Raw genomic sequence first — 22,962 nt, 5'->3', positions numbered from 1 at the left:
AGATGCCCGTAACTGAGTGTCATTATCCGTCACGGGCAGCGCCGGGCAAGCGGAACTACCACATCAAATCATCCGGCACTTTGAAATCAGCATACGGATCTTCTTCATCCTGCTCTTCCTGACTCAGCGCGCTGTTTAATACAATACTGTTGGCATCGCGCTGGGCAATTTTATCCGCAACGCTTGCGGGGATAATGGCATATTGCGTCTCGCCGCTGTGATCAGCAACCAGACGCGCGATGGCAAGACGACCACTAATCAGCTGAGACTGGGTGGTCTTATCCACCACCATTTTTTTAATCAGATTATTATCGGTGAAGTTAAAATCAATATTGCCTTTTGAAATGACGATTTTGTTCATTTCAATCAGTTGCTTCACCTGCGCTTTATACTCTTTAGATAAGGCAGCTTGTTTTTGTTGTTCGCTCAGTTGCTTATCACGCTCCATCTGCGCTTTTTTATTTTCTTCCACCGCCTCTCTGGCCTCGCGCGCCTGAACGCGTGATTTTTTCGCCGTTCTCTGCACTTTGTCCATTTTTTTGCTGGTGACTAATCCTGCTTTCAGCAGTTGCTCTTGTAAGGAGAGTTTTGTCATTTTCGTTTCTAAATCCGTTGAATAATTTGTGCGATTATAACCGTAATTCCTGAGGCGATACAGGCTACAGAGCCTTTTCCACTTGCGTGCGGAATCGGGAGCGTCTTTAAGCGGCTGCCAGGTCTGCTGTATTTATCGCTACAGTTATTACGGAAACTGCCGATAACCTTTCAGTTTCACGCCCGCATCAGTTCCTTTTATGTTGTACCGAACAGGAGAACAAAATGGATGTTTCGCAAATTGCATCGCTGGCGACCGGCCTTAATAGTCTGGATACCAGCACTCAGGTCAACAATATCCTGCTGAAAAAGTCGCTGGATAGTCAGCAGACGGCAGTGACCAGCATGATTGACTCGATCCCCGCGTTACCTGCTAATCCGGCAATCGGTCGCAATATCAATACCACCGCCTGACAGAGACAAAAAAGCCCGCGTGAGTAAACTCAGCGGGCTTTTTGTTTTTTATGACCGCTTACCCTTTAGCGAAATTCGCCTGAATACGCTGTTGCAGATAAGCTTCCGCGCTGATGGCCGGATACTTCGCCTGCGGCCCCAGAATTTCGACGTCTTTGTTAGCCTGACAGAAAAACGCCAGGCTATAGCGCGCGCCCTGATATTCGCCGGGCAGCGGACTTCTCACCCGATGGAAATTGGAGGGCAACTGATCGTCGCTCCAGCGCATCAGCATGTCGCCGATATTACAGGTGATCACGTCTTCGCGCGGTTCGATACTGGTCCACTGCTGGCTTTCGCGATCCTTGCCCGGACAAACCTGCAAGCCGCCCTGACCGGGACGCTGGAACAGCAGCGTCAGACAGTCAAAATCCGTGTGCGCACCGGCACGCCACATCCCTTGTTCCGATTGTTCAGTGGCATAGTAGTGCAACATACGCAGCGTACTCTGATAGGTTTGCTGATCAGGATTGTGTGCCTGCTCGAAAAAGTGTTCGGGGAAACCCAGTCTGAGCGCAAAACAGGAAAGCAATTTCATGCCCAGTTGCCAGCATTGCGATTCAAAACTCAGCATGGTGTCTTTAAAGGCTGGCAGTTCCTGTTCGCCCGGCCACAGCGACTCCATCAGCGGACGGGTGATCTGGTAGGACTCTTTCTGATCCGGCGTTCGGGTCGACGGACGTACCTGAGACTTATTTTCCCAACCGGCGTTACGCGCCAGCGGATACTGCGCTTTGACTTCGTCGGGCAGCGAGAAGAAATCTTCTGTCATGCTGAATGCCTGACGGATATCGGCCAGCGCAATGCCGTGATTGCTCACCTGAAAGAAGCCGATTTCCACCGCTGCACGCCAGAGTTCGTCGGCGATCTCATTTTTACGGTTTTCGAAATCTGAAAGATCGATGCAACGCACTTCGCGGGTAAATGTCTCTTCGCCCATCGCGCCCATTCCCGCTTCTTTTTCCAGTTCCTGTAATGCATAGCCTTGTGTTTGAGCTGATGATGTGTGAGTGGATTGTGTCATTTTTTTATCCTTCAGAATCAATTAGGTTGACCCGCAGCGCGCTGTTGCAGGGTACGAACGGCAGACATTGCCTCATGGCGCATGGCGTCCAGATCGAGACCGGGAATGACGTCGTTTTCGACGATGACGCGGCCATTGATCATCAGCGCCTTCAGTGAGGCGCGGCCGCCGCAGGCCACCGGACCGATTGCCATGTCGTGCAGGCCGAAGTAACGCGGGTCGTCCAGCCGGTAAATGGCGATATCCGCCAGCATGCCCACCTGCACGGTGCCGCTCTGTTGCAGGCCGAGGATCTGCGCCCCGCCCGCGCTGCCCCAGCGCACCACGTCTTCGATGGATGCCGCATCGCCGCCGCCCTCAAAGGTGCCGCCGTCATAGCGCGGCTTCGCCAGCATGCCTTTTCGGGCGCGCTGCAACAGCCAGGCGGCATGCGCTTCACTTTGCATATCCGCGGCTTCGTTGGATGCCGCGCCGTCAACACCCAGCGAAACCGGTACGCCAGCCTGTTCCAGCGCCAGCAAATCAGCGATGCCGCTGCCCAGACGCCCGTTACTTTGCGGGCAGTGCGCGATACCGGTACGGGTTTGCCCCAGCATCGCAATCTCCTGCGGCAGTAACTTAACCAGATGCGCAAACCACACGTCGTCCCCCAGCCAGTCGTGTTCCGCACAAAACTGCACCGGCGTCATGTCGAATTTAGCGCGCGCCGCATCGAGATAATCCACGGTTTCTGACAAATGGCTGTGCAGCCGGATACCTAAACTGCGCGCCAGTTTCGCCATTTCACGCAACTGCGCACCGGGCGCCGAATGCAGCAGCGTCGTCGGTGCCATCACCACACGACGCAGAGACGCCGGTTTCGGATCGTGATAGCGGCCAACCAGCCGTTCCATGTCCGCCATGTAATCATCGAAATTTTCCGGTCGCAGCGCCTGCGGTAAATCCTGCTCAATCGCCCGTCCCTGCGTTGCGCCGCCCCGGCACAACACAATGCGCATGCCCAGCGCCTCCCCTTCACTGAACAGGATTTCCGAGGTATCGAACGGCATATCCGGCCAGTAAAGATAATTGTGATCCGCCACGGTGGCGCAGCCGGAACGCAGCAGTTCGGTCAGGCCGATACGCACCGCGAGGCGAAAGGTGGATTCATCAAACGTGGCGCGAAAGCGGTAAGGCGTCGCGCTTAGCCATGCAGTGAGACTTTTGTTCAGCCCCTGCGGTTCGCCTTTGAGCAATGACTGAAACAGATGATGATGCGTATTGACCCAGGCCGGATAGACCACGCAGTCGCGGGCATCCATCAGCCGCTCGCCGGGCAACGCCGTCAGGGAGCCGATCGCCTCGATGACGCCATCACGCACACGGATATCCGGCCCGGCGTGACGCGCGGCTTCTCCCGGCAGACCGGTGAGGATGGCGTGCGCATTTTTAATCAGTAAAGAGTCAGATGACATCGCAACACTCCTCAGGGTTTAACCTGCATGTGCTCAACAAATTCGGTGGTATACGCCTGCTTCCAGTCGGTATCCGCGTTTAGCAGTTTGGCGTTCACCATGAAATCACGGGTTTTCTGCCAGCGGGCTTCGGTCATGGTGCCCCAGCCCTGCGTCGCCGCGTCGCCGCCATCAATCAGGTGGTGCGCCTGGATTTGCTCAACACCCCAGGCCAGCAGGTCGTCGGTCATCTTCGGGTTATCCTTTTTGATCAGCGCATTACCCGCCGCCGGGTTTTGCAGATAACTCACCCAGCCTTCCATCGACGCCTTTACGAACTTCGCCATCGCGTCTTTCCGGCTGCTGATAAGCTCAGGACGGGTGATGAGAATGCCACCGTAAGGCGGATAGCCGTGCTCCGAGAACAGGAAGAAATTGGATTTCACGCCAGCCTTCTGCGCCTGAAACACTTCAGAGCTGACATACGCCTGTTGCGCCACGTTCCCGTCGGCGACGAAAGGCTGAATGTTGAAGGTATACGGACGAACCTGAGAATCACTGAGCTGATAACGCGCCTTAAGCCACGGCCACCAGGTCGATTGCCCGGAGCTGGACACCAGAATGGTTTTGTCTTTCAGGCCGTCGAGCGACGTCACGGACGCATGCGTCAGTAAACCCTGCGGGTCGAACTGGAAAGGGGCGGCGATAGCTTTGGCCTGAAAACCACGCTGCACGGATTCGAGCAACTGGAGGTCATAACCGATGATCACATCCGCGCGTTTTGACAACAGTAACTGCATGCCGTTGATCTGCGGGCCGCCGGACTGAATACTGACATCCAGCCCGTAACGTTTGTAAATGCCCGTCGCCAGCGCCTGATAATAGCCGCCCTGTTCAGCCTGCGCGTACCAGGAAGTCAGCAGCGCGATTTTCTCATCGGCCTGCGCCGACAGTGAGAAAGCACCAGCAATCAGCGTGCTCAGCACGCAGCAAGACAGGGGAATGCGGGAAATTGACTTCATTGCTCCTCTCCTAATCATCGCCGGAGGGAGGATAAGCAAACGCGGCTCAGCCCCCTGACCGGCTCAAAATGAACCGCGAAATGGTTGCTGAGCAATGTCCCGCGCAGTTGCCTGCACTGACCGCTTCTACTCACGTTTAACTATACAAAAACGATGCCAACTTCGCAGACCCGCTTTCCCTGCGCGTTGTCGGGATAAACAGGTCTCACCCCCTGCAACCTTTGATTCATCACAGAGCGCCAGGCACCAAATCAGTGCAAATCAGTGCCGGTTGCGCCCCGGCGTCTGGATCTGGCTGAATAGCATCTCCAGTTGTTTAAGCATCATCGAAGCGGCCAGAGAAAGTTGTCGTGAAGGGGCGACGCACAGGGAGAGCGTGAAGGTTTTTAACTGCGGATCGGTCAGCGGAATAAACTGCAGTTCCTCGCTTTCCACCTCATCCATGATATCGAGCCAGCACAGAATGCCGATGCCCATTTTCTCCTTAATCAGCGAGCGGATCATGTGGATGTTATTCGATACCGCGACCTCATGAATCATGTCGCCGTTGATATTCATCAGCGCCTGCACCGGCTCGGCCAGCATCAGCGGCGCGGCGGGCAGGATAAACGGATATTCCATGCACTGATTAAAACGCACGCCGCTTCTGCCCCCGAGCGGGTGCCCTTTCGGCACAACAACACCCAAATCGATTTCGGCAAAAGCCCGCACCTGCAACTCGCGGGAGCTTTGCGGATTCAGCATCAGTCCGAAATCAGCATCGCCCGACATCAGCGCCTGCTGGATGTCCACGTTGTTCATGGTGGTCAGGGTGAATGAAATGTTCGGATACTCGAGATGCACCTTTTTGAGCATCGACGAGAAAAACTGCCGGTTGATGGCATCGATGGTGGCAATGCGCACGTGTCCGCGCCGTAACCCGCGCAGATCGTCGAGCTGTTCGCAGACACGCGAGAAATCCTTTTTCCAGTTATTAGCAGCATGCAGTAACAGCTCGCCCGCCGCCGTCAGCCGCAGCCCGGTGGGATGTCGCTCAAACAGCGGCATGGCTAATTCTTTTTCAACCCGCAATATCTGCCGGTCAATTGACGATGCGGCAACGTGCAGGGTTTCCGACGCCTTACGGAACGATCCCTGGCGGGCGACCTCAGTGAAGTACAGCAGAAACCGGGAGAATGCGAACATAATGAGTGCTCTCTTTTATGCAACGGGATGTGCGAATCAAAGCGCTGGACGCAACAGTTTTATAACAATAACGTAGCTTTCATTGCAACGGGAACAATCGTTTCACCGCTCATCAGGCCGGCTCCGCGCAGTAATGCGCGTTAAGACAGCGGGTTATGCGGCAAACGGACCGACTCCCCTTTTTATGAATGTTTCACCAGAGTCAATACGGTAAATGACGATGAAAGATGCCGGATTAATCCCTGTCACAATTAAAACCGCCAATATCAACGGTGTCGGGAATATTTCCCTGCAGCTTGTTGCGCAGCAAGGAAGTTTATTACCGGCTTATTTACCGGGAGCACACATTGACGTTTTTATTCCCGAACTCGGCCCGCGCCAGTATTCTTTGTGCAGTGAAAACAGCAGCGGTGAATATTATGAAATTTGCGTCAAACTGGCGGAAAACTCCACCGGCGGCTCGCACTTCATTCATCATCATTTCCGCCCCGGCGATAACCTGATGATCTCGGCACCGCGCAATCATTTTCCGCTGCCACAGGCCGGGCGATATTTACTGTTTGCCGGGGGGATCGGCATCACGCCGTTGCTGGCGATGGCGGAATACCTGGCTGAGCAACAGATTGAATTTGAACTGCATTACTCTGTTTCAGACAGGGAGCACATTGCGTATCTGCCGCGTTTAACCGCGCCTGCCTTAGCGAAACACGTCTTTTTTCATGACAGCAGCGCAAACGATTCCCTGCGCCATAACACGCCACTGAGTTTGTTGCAGCCGGATGAAAATACGCGGGTGCTGGCCTGCGGCCCGGACGGATTTATTCAGCGGCTTAAAGACATTATGCAGACCCATCACTGGCAGGAAAATCAATTATCTTTCGAACGGTTCAGTAATGCGAATCTGAATAATGAAACCGACAGTCAGGCATTTCATATTCAGCTTAACTCCACCGGACAACGTTATTTAGTCGGCCCGCACCAGACGATTGCTGAAATCTTATTAAGTGCCAGAGTCGATATTATGCTGTCGTGCGAACAGGGTATTTGCGGCTCCTGTATTACTGACGTGATCGACGGTATTCCCGATCACCGCGACTGCGTGCTGACTGAAGAAGAGAAAGCGGAGAACACGCAGATAACGCTGTGCTGTTCGCGATCCAAAAGTCCCGTTCTGGTCCTCGACCTGTAATGTCCACGCGGAGCCTGACGATGAACATTCCCACCCCCGCTGCAACACTTAATGGCATTGCTAACGTTCGCCTCCCCGCGTGGTTGCTGCCCGACGGATGGCCTTTGCAGGCAGGCGAACCGGTGACGGCAGATGTGCGTTTTGATGCAGGCAAAATTGCGTCCGTGACGCCTTATCAGCCAGAACAAGATGATTTGTGGAACGCACACGGCGCACTGGCGCTGCCGGGGCTGGTTGAACCCCATGCGCATCTCGATAAAACCTTCACCCTTGCCCGCAGCCGCCCGTCAAAACCCGGTCTGCTGGCAGCCATTGAAACCCTGCATCAGGACCGTCAGCACTGGACGGCGGCTGACATTCGCCAGCGTGCCGGCAAGGCACTGAGCTGGGCAGCGGCGAACGGCGTGACCCGTTTGCGCACTCATATTGACTGGTTTGACGTGGAGCCACCGCAGGCCTGGCTTGAGCTGAGCGGGATGGCGCAACCGGGTGTCACGCTGGAGCGGGTGGCGCTGGCACCGCTGAGCTTTTTCGCCGATGCCGAAGCGGCTGACCGCATCGCCCGCGCGGTGGCACAAAGCGGAAAAGACTGCCTGCTGGGCGGATTTATCCACTCCTCGAACTGGGATCCGGCGGCGATGACCCACCTGATGCACAGTGCCGCACGCTGGCAACTGAATCTGGATTTGCATATCGACGAGGAGCTTTCGCCGGTGGCACACGGCCTGAGCTGGCTGGCGGATTACCTGTCGGAGAGCACATTCAGCGGCCATATCTGTTGCAGCCACGGCTGTGCGCTGGCTTCCGGCAGTGAACAACAGGCGCAGGAGATTTTGAGTGTGCTGGCGGCGCAGCGCGTCACGCTGATTGCGCTGCCGATGACCAACCTGCTGTTGCAGGACGCCGTCACAGGTCGCACGCCGCGCCAGCGCGGTATCACCTTGCTGAAAGAAGCACAGGCGGCGGGCATTCCGATGCTACTTGGCTGCGATAACGTGCAGGACGCCTTTTGTCCGGCGGGCAGTTATGACCCGCTGGATACGCTGAGCTGCGCCCTGTTCGCGCTTCAGCTTGAAAACGTTTTTGATCAGCAGTCACGGCTTATTTGCGATGTCGGCGCGCTGACCGGTGAGGCTCAGAACGTCCTGCCGCTTGCGCCCGGCAGCGACGCCACGCTGGTTCTCTTTCCGGGCAGCGACAGCCTGACCTGGCCTTTACACAGCGCGGCCCGTCTGGTTATTCACCACGGCAGGCTGACGCACCAACGTACCTGGAATCAGGAGTTATCCCATGAGTCTTGAAGCGGGAGCGGGAAAACCGCTCGCCAAATATGCCGCGTGGCGTCGTGCCGGTGATTTCGTTTTTCTCTCCGGCATTATTCCCGTTAACCCGCAGACGGCGACCATCGTGCGCGGTTTTCAGGATATCCCCGCCGAAGCACGCCTGCTGCTGGGCGAAACCGGCGAATTCTCCACTGACGCCAAACAGGGGCCGGTTCTGGCGCAAAGCTGGTATGTGCTCGAAAGCATCCGCCACACCATTGAAGACGCGGGCGGGCAAATGAGCGATGTGATCAAGCTGGTGCAGTATTTTCGCAATCTCGATCACTTCCCGTATTACAGCCGGGTCAGAAAACTCTTTTATCCCGGGCAGCCACCGGTCTCTACCGTGGTACAGGTCAGCGAAATGCTGCCAGACGCCGGGGTGCTGATTGAGGTGGAAGCCACCGCCTGGTTACCCCAGTCCCGCTAACCCTAAAATGTCCGACCACGAGGCACAGCATGATTAACGGTTATATTCCCGCAGCGCGTTTTCTCCCTTTTCTGAGCTGGACGGCCATTGCCGCCCTGCCCGACAAAGCCAACACCGTGATCGTCTTACCGACCGGTGCGATTGAGCAGCACGGGCCGCATCTGCCATGTTCGGTTGACAGCGTGATCTCCTCCGGCGTGGCGGGCCATGCCCTGGCGCGGCTGCCGGAAGCTATTCCTGCTTACGCTATTCCGCCCATCACCTACGGCAAATCTGACGAACATTTAAATTTCCCCGGCACACTGACCTTAACCGGCGACACGCTGTTGCAGACGGTTTTAGAAATTGCCGAATCCCTGTATCGCGCCGGATTCCGCAAGCTGCTGATGATTAACGGTCACGGCGGACAACCGCAGGTGCTGCAAATGGCTTCGCGGGAAATGCGCCTGCGTCACGGCGACATGATCATGATCCCTCACGACGTGTTCCGCGTGCCCAACGTGGAAAATCAGTTCCTGAGCGCGCAGGAGCAGAAAATGGCGATGCATGCCGGTCACAGCGAAACCGCTGTAATGCTGGCGCTGGCACCGGAATGTGTTCACATCGAACATGCCGTCGCCAATTATCCGCCGGAATTCCCGTGCCCGACGCTGTCATCGGGACGCCCTGCCGCTGCCTGGGCTTCCTATGATTTTGGCCCGAGCGGCGTCATTGGCGACCCGACCGGCGCAACCGCTGAACAGGGTCACGCGATCCTCGATTCGCTGGCGGCAAGCTGGGCGCAGGCGATCACCGAAATCCATCACATGCAATGGAAAGCCCGCAGCGAGCCAACCTGGGGAAAACACCACTGGAACGGCTTTGTGCAAACCAGCTTCACTCCTCCTTCGTCTTCTCTGGCCTCTGAATAAAGGAATTCTCAAGATGAAAACACAGCGTCCCTTCACTTACAGCCTGCTGGCCGTGCTGCTGGCCGGGGTTTCTGCCACCAGCATGGCGGAAGAGAAATTTACCTTCCTGACCAACTGGTACGCGCAGGCGGAGCACGGCGGTTTTTACCAGGCGCAGGCCAAAGGGTTGTACAAAACCGCCGGTCTGGATGTCAGCATCAAAATGGGCGGCCCGCAGGTCAATGTGATGCAACTGATGGCCGCCGAACAGGCTGACTGTACGCTCGGCGACAACGGTCAGGCGCTGGAAACCTGGCAGGCAGGCGTGCATGCGGTGACAGTCGCGACGGTATTCCAGCATTCGCCGACGGTGTTTATCAGCCACGACAAAGTGGAGAAAGGTCAGGAACTGAAAGACAAAACCTTCCTGCTGGCCACCGAGGCATATACCTCTTTCTGGCCGTGGGCGAAGAGTGAACTGGGGCTGGGGAGTGCCAAAATCCGTCCGTACACCTTCAGCGTGCAGCCGTTCCTGGCAGACAATAATCTGGTGCAACAGGGTTATGTCACCTCCGAACCTTTCTCGATCGAAAAAGGCGGCAAACCGTTCTACGTCTACATGCTCAGCGACTGGGGTTACCCGCCGTACGGCAACTCGATTATCTGCATGGCGGATACTGTTAAAAAACGCCCGGCAGCAGTGGCCGCTTTCGTGAAAGCGTCGATGCAGGGCTGGAAAGAGTATTTGCAGGATCCGGCCGCGGGCAACCAGCTTATCACTCAGGCCAACCCGCGTATGGGGGCAGACCAGATTGCCTTCGGCATCGCACAGATGAAGAAGTATGAGCTGGTGACCGGCGGCGACGCACAAACCGGCGGTATCGGCATCATCACTGAACCGCGTCTGAAAAAGACCTGGGACATGCTGGTGAAAAACAAGCTGATCGACGCGGATAAAGTGCCGTTTGAGCAGACTTATACCCTCGACATGATCAAAGACGCGAAGGTTATGCCATGAATTCAGCCCCCAAACTGACCGTGATGAGCGATGTCCGCTCAGCCAATCCGCCGCCCGTGCCTGCCATCGAAGTGCTGTCGGCGGAGAAAATTTACAGCAACGGCACCCGCGCCCTTTTGCCGGTCAATCTGACCATCAATCAGGGTGAATTCGTCACCCTGCTCGGCCCGTCGGGCTGTGGCAAAAGTACGCTGTTAAAAATGGTCGCCGGGCTGACGGAACCCAGCGACGGCAAACTGGTGCTGTGGCGGCGCGACAGCCGTGAAAAAGCGCAGGTGCCGCTGTCATTCGTGTTTCAGGAAGCCACGCTGATGCCGTGGAGCAACGTACAGAACAACGTGCGTTTGCCGCTGGATCTGGCGGGCGTGCCGCGAGCCGAAGCCAATACCCGCGTCAGTGAAGCACTGGAACTGGTAGGACTGGGGAAATTTGCCAAAGTCCTGCCGCGCGAACTGTCAGGCGGCATGCAGATGCGCGTCTCCATTGCCCGCGGGCTGGTGACGCGTCCGAAACTGCTGCTGATGGATGAACCTTTTGGTGCGCTGGATGAGATCACCCGCAACAAGCTCGACAGCGATCTGCTGCGCCTGTGGCGGGAACAGGGGCTGACGGTGGTGTTCGTCACGCATTCGATTCACGAAGCGGTATTTCTGTCGCAGCGGGTGATCATGATGGCCGCCCGTCCGGGGCGGGTAGTGGAAGATATCGCCATTAACGAACCCTTCCCGCGCAACGACGATTTCCGCGTCAGTCCGGCATTTTCACGCTATGCGAAGCAGTTGCAGGACAGCCTGCTGCAAGCCAGCCAATCGGGTATGGAGTAACGCTATGCAAACTCAAAAATCCTCTCCGTGGATCAATAACCAAACCTTTCGCAAGGTGCTGTATCCGGCTGTGGTCGCGATTGTGGTGGTTTTGCTGTGGCAGGGCTGGGTGAGTTATTTCAAAATCCCCCAGTTTCTGGTGCCTTCGCCGGTAGTGATGCTGGAAAGCCTGTGGACCAACTTCGGTACGCTGACCATGTCACTGCTGTTTACGCTGAAAATCACTTTGATCTCGTTTTTGTTGTCGATAATCATCGGTTCGGTCGTGGCTTTCGTGCTGGTGCAGAACCGCTTTGTTGAAACCGCGTTGTTCCCGTACATCGTGTTTTTACAAGTGACGCCGATTGTCGCCATCGCGCCGCTGATCATCATCTGGGTCAAAGACACCACGTTGTCGCTGGTGGTGTGTTCGACGCTGATGGCGGTGTTCCCGATCATTTCTAACACCACGCAGGGGTTGCGCAGTGTCTCGCCCGGCCTGCTGAGTTATTTCCAGCTCAGCCGCGCCAGCCGTCTGCAAATCCTGATCCGCTTACGCATCCCTTCTGCGCTGCCGTATTTTTTCGGCGCGCTGCGCATTTCCAGTGGCCTGTCGCTGATTGGTGCCGTGGTGGCTGAATTCGTGGCGGGCACCGGCGGCAATAACACCGGTCTGGCCTACCAGATATTGCAGGCGGGCTATCAGCTCGACATCCCGCTGATGTTTGCCGCCCTGCTGTTAATTTCACTCACCGGTATCGCGCTGTTTGGTGTGATGTCGTGGATTTCGAGGCGCGCCCTGAGCGCCTGGCATGAAAGCGAAGCCGTGCAATCTCATTAACCTCATTCATTTTTGGCAGGAAGAATATGGACAGCGAACAACGTCAACAGGCGCTCGCCCTGATTCAGCAGGCGCTGCCTGATCTCGACTGGACTTTACAGGCGCCGAAGGTTAAACGCCTTTCCCGTGATTTTCACTGGTTCAGCCCGGTGCTCAAGCGGCAACTGGAAGACAAACAGGCCGATGCTGTGGTCAGGCCGCGCAGCGAAGAAGAGCTGATTTTGCTGGTGAAAGCCTGCGTTCAGCACCAGTTACCGCTGATTTTGCGCGGCGGCGCGACCGGCAACTACGGCCAACTGGTGCCGCTGGAAGGCGGAATTCTGGTGGACATGACCGGGTTTAATCAGGTTTGCGAACTGGCTAACGGTGTGGTGCGGGCACAGGCGGGGATCCGGCTGGCGGAGATTGAAACCCTGACCCGTCCGGCAGGCTGGGAACTGCGCTGCATGCCCTCCACTTACCGGCTCGCCAGCCTGGGTGGCCTTTACGGCGGCGGCTTTGGCGGTATCGGCTCGATCAACTACGGCCCGCTCGGCGCGCCGGGCAATGTGCTCAGCGTAAAAGTCATGACCATGGAAGCCGAACCGCGCATTCTGCATGTGCCCGCCCCGCAGGCATTGCTGCTGCATCACGCGTATGGCAGCAACGGCATTGTGCTTGAGGTTGAACTGGCGCTGGCACCGGTTCATCAGTGGATTGAACGGCTGGACGTGTTCGACGACTTCACCGACGCACTGGATTATGCCAACGCCGTTGCCCGTTCACCGGGGCTGGTCAAACGCCAGCTCGCGCTGTTTGCCGCGCCGATCCCGTCTTATTTCAGTCATCTGAACGGGCATTATCAGGCCAGCCAGCATGCGGTGATCAGCGTGATTGCGCAGGAAAGCGAAGGTTTCTGCGCCCATCTGCTGGAAAAGTACCACGGGCACAGCGCAGTGCGTCAGTCTGCCGACGCGGCGCGTGAGGCTAATGCGTCGCTGATGGAATATTGCTGGAACCACACCACGCTGCACGCGCTGAAAATTGACAGCACCCTGACCTATTTACAGACGGCGTTTAATTATACGAATTATCGCCAGCAGATCATCGATATGGCGGCTTTGTTCGGCGACGAGGTGATTTCGCATATTGAGTTCCTGCGTGACAATGACGGCAATATCACCGCCAGCGGTTTACAACTTGTGCGTTATTCCACCGAAGAAAGACTGAACGAAATAATGAAAATCTTCCGTGATAATGACGTGAAAATAAATAACCCGCATGTTTATCGCATTGAAGAGGGTAAACAGGGAGAAATTAAACCTGACGTCGTTTCGGTTAAAAAGTGTCTTGATCCCGACGGGTTACTTAACCCCGGCAAGCTCAGGGGCTGGGAGGTACGCGACACCCTGGAATTAGATAACAATCCTCTTTTATTGCGTGACTGAAAAAAAAGCCCGCTTAATAAAATTTAAGCGGGCTTTTGGCTTTCAAACGATCAGTTCAGATCAAAGCTCGAATCTGTCCAGATTCATCACTTTAGTCCAGGCGGCGACAAAGTCTTTCACGAACTTCTCTTTGGCGTCACTGCTGGCGTAAACCTCCGCGTTGGCACGTAATATGGCATTCGAGCCAAACACCAGATCGGCACGCGTGGCGGCGAATCTGACTTCTCCGCTGACGCGATCACGACCTTCAAAACGCTCACCGGAGCCATCAACAGGTTTCCATTCGGTACGCATATCCAGCAGGTTGACGAAGAAATCCGTGTTCAGCTCACCGGTTTTTTCCGAGAACACGCCCAGATTGCTGCCGTCGTAGTTAGCCCCCAGCGCACGTAATCCGCCGACCAGCACCGTTAATTCCGGCACGGTCAGGGTCAGTTGCTGAGCCTTGTCGATCAGAAGATTTTCAGTCGATGTATTGGCCGTTTCGCCACGGTAGTTACGGAAACCATCCGCTTTAGGCTTAAGCAGTTCGAACGACTCAATATCCGTCTGATCCTGACGCGCATCCACCCGACCCGGCGTGAAAGGCACTTCGATGTCGATATGAGCCGCTTTCGCCGCCTTTTCAATACCAACCGAACCGGCTAAAACGATCACATCCGCCAGAGACACCTTCTGGAATGACTGCTGGATAGCTTCCAGAGCAGGCAGCGCGCGGGCTGCAATGGCATTCACTTCCCAGTCTCTTTGCGGACGCAGCGCCAGACGCGCACCGTTCGCACCGCCGCGTTTGTCGCCGCCACGGAAGGTCGACGCTGACGCCCACGCCACCGAGACCAGTTCACTGACGCTCAGGCCGGAAGCGGCAATTTTTTCTTTAAGCTGCGCGATATCGCCAGCCGTCGGGTGATACACCGGCACCGGCAACGGATCCTGCCAGATTAAGTCTTCCTTTGGCACTTCCGGTCCGATGTAACGGGCTTTCGGCCCCATATCGCGGTGGGTCAGTTTGTACCATGCACGGGCAAAAGCTTCGTTAAAGGCCTGCGGATCACCGTGGAAACGACGGGAAATTTTCTCGAATTCCGGATCAAAACGCAGCGTCAGATCGGTCACCAGCATGGTCGGTTTGCGTTTTTTTGAGGTATCGAACGGATCAGGAATAATGTCCGGCGCATCAGCGGCTTCGAACTGAATCGCCCCTGCCGGGCTGCGGGTCTGCACCCATTCATATTTGAACAGGTTTTCGAAGAAGTAATTGCTCCACTGCGTCGGGGTTTGCGACCAGATAACTTCCAGGCCGGAGGTGATGGCATCTGCGCCGACACCGGTTCCGTGACTGCTTTTCCAGCCCAGGCCTTGTGATTCAATCGGTGCGGTTTCCGGGTCAACACCCACATTATCGGCCGGACCTGCGCCGTGTGTTTTACCCAGCGTGTGACCACCGGCAATCAACGCGACGATCTCTTCATCGTTCATGCCCATATTGCCGAACGTGGCACGAATGGCCGGAGCAGCCGACGCCGGATCACCACTGTGATTCGGCCCTTCCGGGTTGACGTAAATCAGCCCCATTTCCGTTGCGCCCAGCGGAGATTTGGCCAGCTCTTCAGGATGGCGGTGTTCCAGCCAGGTGGTTTCATCACCCCAGTTAATGTCCAGATCCGGTTCCCAGACGTCTTCACGCCCGGCACCAAAACCAAAGGTGCGGAAACCGGAGTTTTCCAGCGCGACGTTCCCCGCCAGAATATACAGATCGGCCCAGGAAATTTTCTGACCGTATTTTTGTTTCACCGGCCACAACAGACGGCGCGCTTTATCCAGACTGACGTTGTCCGGCCAGGAGTTTAACGGGGCGAAGCGCTGCTGGCCGCGACCGGAACCGCCGCGTCCGTCGACGGAGCGATACGTCCCGGCGCTGTGCCATGCCAGACGAATGAACAGACCGATGTAGCTGCCCCAGTCCGCCGGCCACCAGGGCTGCGACGCAGTGAGCACCCCTTTGAGGTCGGCTTTCAGTGCGGAGTAATCTAATTTGGCAAATTCTTTACGATAATCAAAGGATTCGCCCAACGGGTTTGAGCGATTTGAGTGCTGATTCAGCAGGTCAACCCTGAGCTGGTTAGGCCACCAGTCACGGTTAGTTGTCCCGCCGCCAGAGGCTTTATTTGAGTTTCCTTCATGGAAAGGACATTTACCGGCACCGGCTTCTCTGTCTGCTTCAACAATTGGCTTTGCGTCGTTTGCTTCTTCATCAATAGAACTGCTCATGCTCACACTCCTGTTATGTAGTCTCATTGCTACTCTATACGCGGATTGAAACCAGTCACATCTGAATCACCCTATGTATTTGATAGATTTTGCCTTAGGACTTATACGCGCTTTTTGCGGGTTTTATCACCAAAATGCCACCCACTCTGATTATAGAATAGCCCCTGACTGACAGAGGTTTCTCTGTCAGCGTCTCAAAATGCAAAAAGCCCGCCTGAGTTTCCTCATGCGGGCTTTGGGTTTCTGAAACTTTCTTCAGCGATTATTCACGCCAGCCCATTTCAGGGGCGACATATTTGAGGATTGACTCAATCACATGCACGTTGTAATCGACGCCGAGCTGATTCGGGACAGTCAGCAATAAGGTGTCGGCTTCGGCGATCGCTTCATCCTGCTTCAGCAATTTGATCAATCTGTCCGGTGTCGCCGCATAGCTGCGGCCGAAAATCGCCCGGGTTTTCTCATCGAGGAAGCCGACTTTGTCGCCATCATCGCCGCTGCCGCCAAAATACGCGCGGTCGCGGTCATCCATCAGGGCGAAAATACTGCGGCTGACGGACACACGCGGTGTACGCTCATGCCCCGCCTCAGCCCAGGCCTGACGGTAAGCGCGAATTTGCTGCGCCTGCTGAATATGGAACGCCTCGCCGGTTTCATCATCTTTCAGCGTGGAGCTTTGCAGGTTCATGCACAGTTTCGCCGCCCAGACGGCGGTAGCATTCGAGCCCGCGCCCCACCAGATACGTTCACGCAGCCCGGCAGAATAGGGTTCAGGGCGTAACAAACCCGGCGGATTCGCAAACATCGGTTGCGGATTAGGTTTCGCAAAACCTTCGCCGCGCAGGACATCAAGCAGTTTCTCTGTATGACGGCGCGCCATATCGGCTTCCGTTTCGCCTTCTTCCGGCTGATAACCAAAATAGCGCCAGCCGTCGATGACCTGCTCAGGCGAACCACGGCTGATACCGAGCTGTAAACGCCCCCCGGAAATCAGATCCGCAGCGCTGGCGCTTTCCGCCATATACAACGGATTTTCATAGCGCATATCGATAACGCCGGTACCGATCTCAATCTTGCGGGTTTTCGCGCCGATGGCTGCCAGCAACGGGAAAGGCGACGCAAGCTGGCGCGCAAAATGATGCACCCGGAAATAAGCACCATCGGCCCCCAGTTCTTCGGCTGCGACAGCCAGATCGATAGATTGCAATAAGGCATCAGCCGCCGAGCGCGTGCCCGACTGGGGGGATGGCGTCCAGTGCCCGAATGATAAAAATCCAATCTTTTTCATAGCGTCTTCATCCTCATAATCTGTAAACCGGTGCCCTGTCTCTGTCATGCGGAACAGGGCTTAGTGATGGGTTTACTTTACGCGACTCAGGATGAGAATAAATATCATTTGTTTAACATACTGATTCAGTTTATTTGATTAACAACAGGGGATTTTTGCGGGTTCTGGCAGCAGATGCCTCGCCACGGCGCATTGAAGGTCATCGTCCGCGGGCCGTATCAGGCTTATTTTCTTTCACTAAAATAGAGCGCAGGCGTGCAGCCGACAGACTTCTTAAACATGGTGATGAAAGCATTGACTGACTCATAGCCTAATTCATTCGCCACATTTTGTACGGACTGACCGCTGGCAAGCCCCCGTAGCGCAATAATCAAATGCAGTTGCTGACGCCAGCGTCCGAATGAAAGCCCTGTTTCGCGCACCATAAATCGTGCAAGGGAACGTTCACTTAATGCCAGGCGTTTTGCCCACTCACGCAATGTACTGCGGTCTTGCGGATGGCTGACCAGCGCATCGGCCATCTCTCGTATTTTGGGATTTTCTGAGACCGGCAAATTAAAATTCTGCTGCGGCATATTCACCAGTTCATCAAGCGTGACCCGTGCCAGCCGTGCCGCATGGCTGTCCGGCGGGTAATGCGCATCTTCCCCGACCAGACGACTAATCAGTTCGCGAATAAGGGGAGAAACAGCAAATGTGCAGCATTGTTCTGGTAGTGCGGCGGCTCCCGGCTCAACAAATAAATAGCTGAGATGCGCATTCCAGGTGGCTCTCGCACTATGGGGAGTTCCTCCGGGGATCCATACGCCGCAGTGAGGCGGCACAATCCATATGTCATTCTCAGCCCGACAGGTTACCGCACCATACAGGGCAAGAATGAACTGTCCCTTTCGATGGGTGTGAACGGGAACTTCCGCTTCGTACTCGGTGAAATCAATGTGGCGCGCCACAGCCGCACAGCCGGTGGAGTCGGGATCAAAAAGTGAAATAACGTCGCGGGAAAGCGTCATATTGGCCGGATTCAGGTATTTTTTGGCAGTATAGAGTATTTCCACCCCTGAGTAATCTGGCAATAATTGCCGGTATGCGCAAATGACTCTTTTGCCATCACCGCTTGCCAGGGGCCATTATTCTCATGTTCAACTCTTTACGCAGGGCATTCCCCTCCTCCTTGCTTCTTAACGATGCGAATGCGTTGTTATATTCAGCCAAGACGTTTACCGCTGCCATGCTGGCCTATTACATCGCTTTGTCTGTCGGTCTGGACAGGCCTTCCTGGTCAATTATTACTGTCTATATCGTTTCGCAGACGTCCGTCGGTGCCTCACTGAGCCGAAGCGTTTATCGCCTGACGGGCACGATCACAGGCGCGGCGATGACGGTGGTGATTGTGCCCAATTTTGTCAACACACCGATAATTTGCAGTCTGGTACTGACCGGCTGGATAACACTTTGCCTTTATTTTTCGCAGCTTGACCGTACCCCCCGCGCCTATGCTTTTGTTCTGGCGGGCTACACGGCAAGTCTTATTGGTTTTCCTGCGGTGTTCGAACCCGGCGCAATTTTTGACATCGCCATCACCCGGGTACAGGAGATCATGATCGGGATCCTGTGTGCCAGCTTTATCCACCGCTATGTCATACCCAAACGCATTACGGGTCTTTTCAACAGCAAGCTCGCGGTAACACAGCGTGATGCCCGCCAGATGGTGATTGACACGTTAAAAAGAGAAGCCGGCGAGAAAGAAAAGCAGCTTCAGCTTGCGCTGACGTTACAGTCCCTTGACGGGTTTGGTCATCATCTGCCCTATGACTTCGCGATATCAAAATCATCACGTAAAGCACGTCAGTTAATACATGACAGATTGTCGCGGCTTTTGGTTGTGAGTAACCAGTTACATGATTATCTGCACGAATTAAACCTCTTACCGGACAGCATTGCGACGCTGGTCAGTGAGGTCACAGACTGGCTCGCCTGTGAGGATTCAACCGCGCGTAAGGCCGGTGCTGAAAGGCTGCGGCGACGTTGTGTGGCGTTGCGACACCGGTCATCCGCTGACGAATTAAATTTTAAAGAAGCGCTGCGCGTTAATTTTGTCAAACGGCTGGAAGAGACAATCATGCTTTTGCAGCAATGCGAACAGCTTTCTCATGCCCTCCTTTTGGCCAAACCTGAGCATATGATTGATGGAGCCGAAGAGGCAAAAGGTTACGTTTACCACCGGGATCATTTTACGGCTGCGCGTGCTGCGCTGGGGGCGTTTGCCATCATATTCAGTGGCTGTCTGCTGTGGATTTACTCCGCGTGGCCCGATGGCGCCACAGCGGTATCGATTCTCGGCGTCTGCTGCACATTATTTGGCAGTTTCGACACGCCGGTTCCTCATATCGTTAAATATATTGCAGGCTCCGTCTATGGCGTGATTATCAGCCTGATTTATAGCTTCATCCTTCTCCCCCAGGTAACCGAATTTAGTGTGCTGGTTGCGGTACTTGCGCCTGCTTATTTGCTGGCCGGATCTCTGCAGGCCAGACCGCCCACCACGTTCATGGCCATGGGCATCACGCTGACACTGCCCATCTTGTCTGAATTAGGCGCGCGCTACAGTGGTGACTTTGCCACTGCCATCAACACGGCGGTCGCGTTATTTGCCGCAACCGGCTATGCCGTGGTCAGTATGGGTTTATTACAGACCGTACAGGCGGATTCTGCTATCCGTCGTCTGCTGCACCGATGTCGCCGTGACATCAGATATCGCGCAAAGGGTCTCTCATCCATGAATGATGTGGCCTGGGTGAATCTGATGATAGATCGAACTGCCCTGATCCTGCCCCGGCTCCCGCGCAGTAACCAGACGGCGGACTCGGTGCTTAATAGCCTGCTGCATTATTTAAATATTGGACTTGCAGTGACTTATTTAAAACGCTCACTGAATAAGCTGGAGGGAGAAACCGCATTACAGGTAAATACACTTCTCAACCTGCTGGCCCGCGGTGCGCAGCCCGGTGAATTACAGAAACGTATTAGCCTGATACTCGCCATTAACCCGCCGGTTTCACATCAACAACCGCACGCTCTTATTGAGCATATTATTGATCTGCACTGTGCGTTAAAAAACTGTGCATTAAAAGAGAGGGATAAGGAACAGTCACATGATTACTGACATTAATATCGGTGGCGTCTTTTTGCCTGGCTTATTAGTCATGGCTTTGATGGCATTTTCCGGCACGATTTTAATCACGCCCTTTTTATCTTTTAGCAGATTCTATCGGCGTTTACCCTGCCGGCCGCTCATTGATTTCACGACTTTTATTATTATCTTTGCCTTGTTAATGCAGGGGCTGGACGCGTCAGGATTATCAGTATGAAACCATTTTTTTCGCTGTTAGGCCGCTATATATTTACACTAAGCGCCGTCATGGTGGCAGCCATTATTGCCTTCATGCTGTGGAAACATTATGCACAGACGCCCTGGACGCGTGACGGTCGGGTACGGGCAGATGTGGTGCAAATCACGCCAGATGTTTCCGGGCCGGTAAACCGCGTTGCCGTGATGGATAACCAATGGGTTAATCGCGGAGATATTCTTTATTCAATCGATCCGCAATGGTTGAAACTGGCGGTGCTCAGCGCTCAGGCTGAGGTTGACGCGAAGCGAAATGAAATGCAAATGCGTCAGGATGCTGCCAGACGTCGCAGTCAGATTAGCGGAGTAATCTCTAAAGAAGATATACAAAATACCAGCAGTGCGGCGGGCGTTGCGGCGGCGGAATATCAGGGGGCGCTGGCCGCGCTGGAACTGGCAAAACTCAATCTTTCCCGCGCGATAATTCATTCTCCGGCAGACGGCTATGTCACGCATCTGAGACTGCGTCCCGGCGATTATGCCAACGCGGGGGAGACAAAAGTTGCCATTATTGATGCCAGCAGTTTCTGGGTAGTGGGTTATTTTGAGGAAACGAAAATGCAGCGTATTCATGTCGGTAGCACGGCAAAAATCGTGCTGATGGGATATGCACCTGCGCTGACAGGCCACGTAGAAAGCATTGGTCGCGGGATAGATGATAGCAATGACGCACCCGGTAGCCAGGGCCTGCCGGATGTAGAGTCCACGTTTAGCTGGGTGCGACTCGCTCAGCGTATTCCGGTACGCATCCATATTGATCATCTGCCCAACGGGGTCGAATTAGTGGCGGGCATGACTGCCAGCATCGCCATTAACGCGTCAAAGAGCGCGGACACTAAAGCAGGATATGCGGATTTTTTGTCATCTGACCGGTGAATGCCTGAATAACCCATTCGTCAGAAAAGCCGCCGCAGGATGGCATTTATCCTGCGGCGGGCATAACGCATAACCTCTGTTACCGGTGCAGGCGCAGCATACTTGAGACAGAAGATAGCGCAGAGATAAGACAGGCCAGCCCGAAGACATAGACGGCGAACTGTGCCCCCGCCTGCCCCGTCAGTCCGTTCAACAGTGCAATAACCATCGCGACCAGCGCCGCACCAATGGATTGCCCTGCTGTCCTGGCGGTTGACAATACCCCCGAGGCCGTGACCGTTCGGTTCGGTGCCACATTCGAGAACATCTCTTTATTATTCGGCGGCAGGAACAGTCCATAGCCAATCCCGCAAACCGCCACGCGCCAGAGAAAATCATTCACCGTCGCCGCTTGCGGCAACAGAGCCAGAGATCCTAAACCCAGAGAGAAAATCACCACGCCGGCTGTCGATATCTGGGTAGGATTTAAACGATTGGACAGCCTGCCCGCCACCGGAGCGCAGATTGCAACGGCAACCGGCCACGGTGTAAAGATGAACGCCGATTCCAGCACCGAATAGTGATAGGCATGCTGCAGTACAAAGGGTAACCCCACCAGCGCCATCCCCTGTGCCACAAACATTGAGACAGAAGAGATCACCGCAAAGGTATACCGCCTTGAACGGAATATATCGAGCGGCAACAACGGGCTTTTTGAGCGCGTCTGCACGCTGACAAAGATGGCCAGCAGCAGCACCGAGGCGACGCCGCAAAGCATGAGTATGCGGCTATCCCAGCGCCCGATCTGATCCACAGCGATGACCATCAGCCCTAAAGCGACGGCTGAGGTCACCGCACCTCCCCAGTCGAAGCCTTTTTCCTTCTCAGTATCGACGCCCAGGGAGATCAGGGAGAAGACAATGGCAAGTGCACCCAGCGGGAGATTGATATAGAACAACCATGGCCAGTCCAGATAAGAGATGATCAGGCCGCCTAACGCCGGGCCGATGGCCGTCCCCACCGCAAAAGCCAGCGCGTTCAGCCCTAAAATGGTGCCCAACGTATGCGGCGGAAAGATAACCCTGTACAGACCCAGCCCGACGCTGATCATGACCGCATAGCTCACCCCCTGAAGTATACGCATGGCAACCAGCATGCCGAAGGTCGGGGAGAGGCTACAGCCCAGCGATGCCAGCGTAAACAGCACCATGCCAGCGGTGTAGAAGCGCCGCTCCCCTATCCTCGAACCCAGCGATGCACAGATCAACATCGTTGCAGCGCTGGCAACCTGATAGGCGTTGGTCACCCAGATGACAGAGGCTGAATCTACCCGTAAAGCCTCCGCAATAGAGGGCAAGGAAATATTGACGATGGAACTGTCCAGCGCCGCCATAACCACGCCAATCAAAATGGCGGCAGCCGCCAGATAGCGCCTTGGCGCCTCAAATCCTTGTTCTAAGGGACTACTGCTTACCAGCGACATATCCTTATCATCCTATATTGAATTGAAA

At 55.1% G+C, this 22,962-nt stretch carries 21 protein-coding genes; 12 read left to right on the top strand and 9 right to left on the bottom strand.

The annotated features are described in order from the left end of the window. Positions 1–55: 55 nt before the first annotated feature. The gene (locus GW591_RS04600; RefSeq protein WP_037034780.1) at positions 56–595 is read right to left on the bottom strand and encodes a DUF2058 domain-containing protein; all 540 of its coding nucleotides are present in this window, start codon (positions 593–595) and stop codon (positions 56–58) included. 224 nt (positions 596–819) lie between these two features. Here GW591_RS04600 and GW591_RS04595 point away from each other — a divergent pair, with 224 nt between their 5' ends. After that, complete coding sequence (locus GW591_RS04595; RefSeq protein ID WP_037034781.1) at positions 820–1,008, top strand: YjfB family protein; 189 nt, start codon at positions 820–822, stop codon at positions 1,006–1,008. Between the two features lie 58 nt (positions 1,009–1,066). On the opposite strand, the gene GW591_RS04590 is transcribed toward GW591_RS04595, so the two are convergent. The 4 genes from GW591_RS04590 to GW591_RS04575 form a co-directional block, all read right to left on the bottom strand. Continuing rightward, a complete protein-coding gene (locus GW591_RS04590) occupies positions 1,067–2,071 on the bottom strand; it encodes an isopenicillin N synthase family dioxygenase (RefSeq protein WP_119261493.1) in 1,005 nt (334 codons plus the stop codon). Between the two features lie 17 nt (positions 2,072–2,088). Continuing rightward, entirely contained in the window at positions 2,089–3,525 is a 1,437-nt protein-coding gene (locus GW591_RS04585) for an amidohydrolase family protein (RefSeq protein ID WP_166860189.1), read from the bottom strand. Between the two features lie 11 nt (positions 3,526–3,536). After that, positions 3,537–4,526, bottom strand: a complete 990-nt coding sequence (locus GW591_RS04580; RefSeq protein WP_112151852.1) for an ABC transporter substrate-binding protein — start codon at positions 4,524–4,526, stop codon at positions 3,537–3,539. Positions 4,527–4,787: 261 nt separating this feature from the next. Next, complete coding sequence (locus GW591_RS04575; RefSeq protein WP_119261491.1) at positions 4,788–5,711, bottom strand: LysR family transcriptional regulator; 924 nt, start codon at positions 5,709–5,711, stop codon at positions 4,788–4,790. A gap of 214 nt (positions 5,712–5,925) precedes the next feature. Here GW591_RS04575 and GW591_RS04570 point away from each other — a divergent pair, with 214 nt between their 5' ends. The 8 genes from GW591_RS04570 to GW591_RS04535 are packed head-to-tail and all read left to right on the top strand — an operon-like array spanning position 5,926 to position 13,631. Continuing rightward, on the top strand, positions 5,926–6,900 hold the full coding sequence (locus tag GW591_RS04570) for a PDR/VanB family oxidoreductase (protein WP_166860186.1): 975 nt from the start codon (positions 5,926–5,928) through the stop codon (positions 6,898–6,900). Between the two features lie 20 nt (positions 6,901–6,920). Continuing rightward, the gene (locus tag GW591_RS04565) at positions 6,921–8,201 is read left to right on the top strand and encodes an amidohydrolase family protein (protein ID WP_166860184.1); all 1,281 of its coding nucleotides are present in this window, start codon (positions 6,921–6,923) and stop codon (positions 8,199–8,201) included. After that, positions 8,191–8,652 carry a RidA family protein gene (locus GW591_RS04560; protein ID WP_013575208.1) on the top strand — a complete coding sequence of 154 codons (462 nt, stop codon included), beginning with the start codon at positions 8,191–8,193 and terminating at the stop codon, positions 8,650–8,652. Before GW591_RS04565 ends, GW591_RS04560 begins: the two co-directional genes overlap by 11 nt. 29 nt (positions 8,653–8,681) lie before the next feature. Next, on the top strand, positions 8,682–9,563 hold the full coding sequence (locus GW591_RS04555; protein ID WP_112151848.1) for a creatininase family protein: 882 nt from the start codon (positions 8,682–8,684) through the stop codon (positions 9,561–9,563). A 13-nt stretch (positions 9,564–9,576) separates the two neighbouring features. Then, the gene (locus GW591_RS04550) at positions 9,577–10,560 is read left to right on the top strand and encodes an ABC transporter substrate-binding protein (protein WP_166860182.1); all 984 of its coding nucleotides are present in this window, start codon (positions 9,577–9,579) and stop codon (positions 10,558–10,560) included. Then, positions 10,557–11,384, top strand: coding sequence for an ABC transporter ATP-binding protein (locus GW591_RS04545; protein WP_013575205.1), 828 nt, complete (start codon positions 10,557–10,559; stop codon positions 11,382–11,384). Before GW591_RS04550 ends, GW591_RS04545 begins: the two co-directional genes overlap by 4 nt. 4 nt (positions 11,385–11,388) lie before the next feature. After that, on the top strand, positions 11,389–12,204 hold the full coding sequence (locus GW591_RS04540) for an ABC transporter permease (protein WP_126124783.1): 816 nt from the start codon (positions 11,389–11,391) through the stop codon (positions 12,202–12,204). Between the two features lie 26 nt (positions 12,205–12,230). Continuing rightward, positions 12,231–13,631, top strand: coding sequence for an FAD-binding oxidoreductase (locus tag GW591_RS04535; RefSeq protein ID WP_119261488.1), 1,401 nt, complete (start codon positions 12,231–12,233; stop codon positions 13,629–13,631). A gap of 60 nt (positions 13,632–13,691) precedes the next feature. On the opposite strand, the gene katG is transcribed toward GW591_RS04535, so the two are convergent. The 3 genes from katG to GW591_RS04520 all read right to left on the bottom strand — a co-directional run bounded on the left by katG (position 13,692) and on the right by GW591_RS04520 (position 18,200). Then, a complete protein-coding gene (katG, locus tag GW591_RS04530) occupies positions 13,692–15,902 on the bottom strand; it encodes a catalase/peroxidase HPI (RefSeq protein WP_153375885.1) in 2,211 nt (736 codons plus the stop codon). 262 nt (positions 15,903–16,164) lie between these two features. After that, a complete protein-coding gene (locus tag GW591_RS04525; RefSeq protein ID WP_166860180.1) occupies positions 16,165–17,190 on the bottom strand; it encodes an LLM class flavin-dependent oxidoreductase in 1,026 nt (341 codons plus the stop codon). Between the two features lie 224 nt (positions 17,191–17,414). Continuing rightward, positions 17,415–18,200 carry an AraC family transcriptional regulator gene (locus GW591_RS04520; protein WP_119261486.1) on the bottom strand — a complete coding sequence of 262 codons (786 nt, stop codon included), beginning with the start codon at positions 18,198–18,200 and terminating at the stop codon, positions 17,415–17,417. 125 nt (positions 18,201–18,325) lie between these two features. Here GW591_RS04520 and GW591_RS04515 point away from each other — a divergent pair, with 125 nt between their 5' ends. From GW591_RS04515 to GW591_RS04505, 3 genes are read left to right on the top strand one after another with little or no spacing between them, the layout of a single operon-like run. Beyond that, positions 18,326–20,353, top strand: a complete 2,028-nt coding sequence (locus GW591_RS04515) for an FUSC family protein (RefSeq protein ID WP_166860178.1) — start codon at positions 18,326–18,328, stop codon at positions 20,351–20,353. After that, positions 20,343–20,558, top strand: a complete 216-nt coding sequence (locus GW591_RS04510) for a DUF1656 domain-containing protein (protein WP_013575198.1) — start codon at positions 20,343–20,345, stop codon at positions 20,556–20,558. Before GW591_RS04515 ends, GW591_RS04510 begins: the two co-directional genes overlap by 11 nt. Further along, positions 20,555–21,472, top strand: coding sequence for an efflux RND transporter periplasmic adaptor subunit (locus tag GW591_RS04505; RefSeq protein WP_112198307.1), 918 nt, complete (start codon positions 20,555–20,557; stop codon positions 21,470–21,472). The genes GW591_RS04510 and GW591_RS04505 overlap by 4 nt, the downstream gene beginning before the upstream one ends. A 79-nt stretch (positions 21,473–21,551) precedes the next feature. On the opposite strand, the gene GW591_RS04500 is transcribed toward GW591_RS04505, so the two are convergent. Next, positions 21,552–22,934, bottom strand: a complete 1,383-nt coding sequence (locus tag GW591_RS04500) for a DHA2 family efflux MFS transporter permease subunit (protein WP_013575196.1) — start codon at positions 22,932–22,934, stop codon at positions 21,552–21,554. Positions 22,935–22,962: the final 28 nt, after the last annotated feature.

The organism is Rahnella aceris, assembly GCF_011684115.1.
In the GTDB taxonomy this organism is placed as follows: domain Bacteria; phylum Pseudomonadota; class Gammaproteobacteria; order Enterobacterales; family Enterobacteriaceae; genus Rahnella; species Rahnella aceris.
The sequence above is the reverse complement of the archived record's forward strand: the minus strand, read 5'-3'. Positions and strand labels throughout refer to the sequence as shown.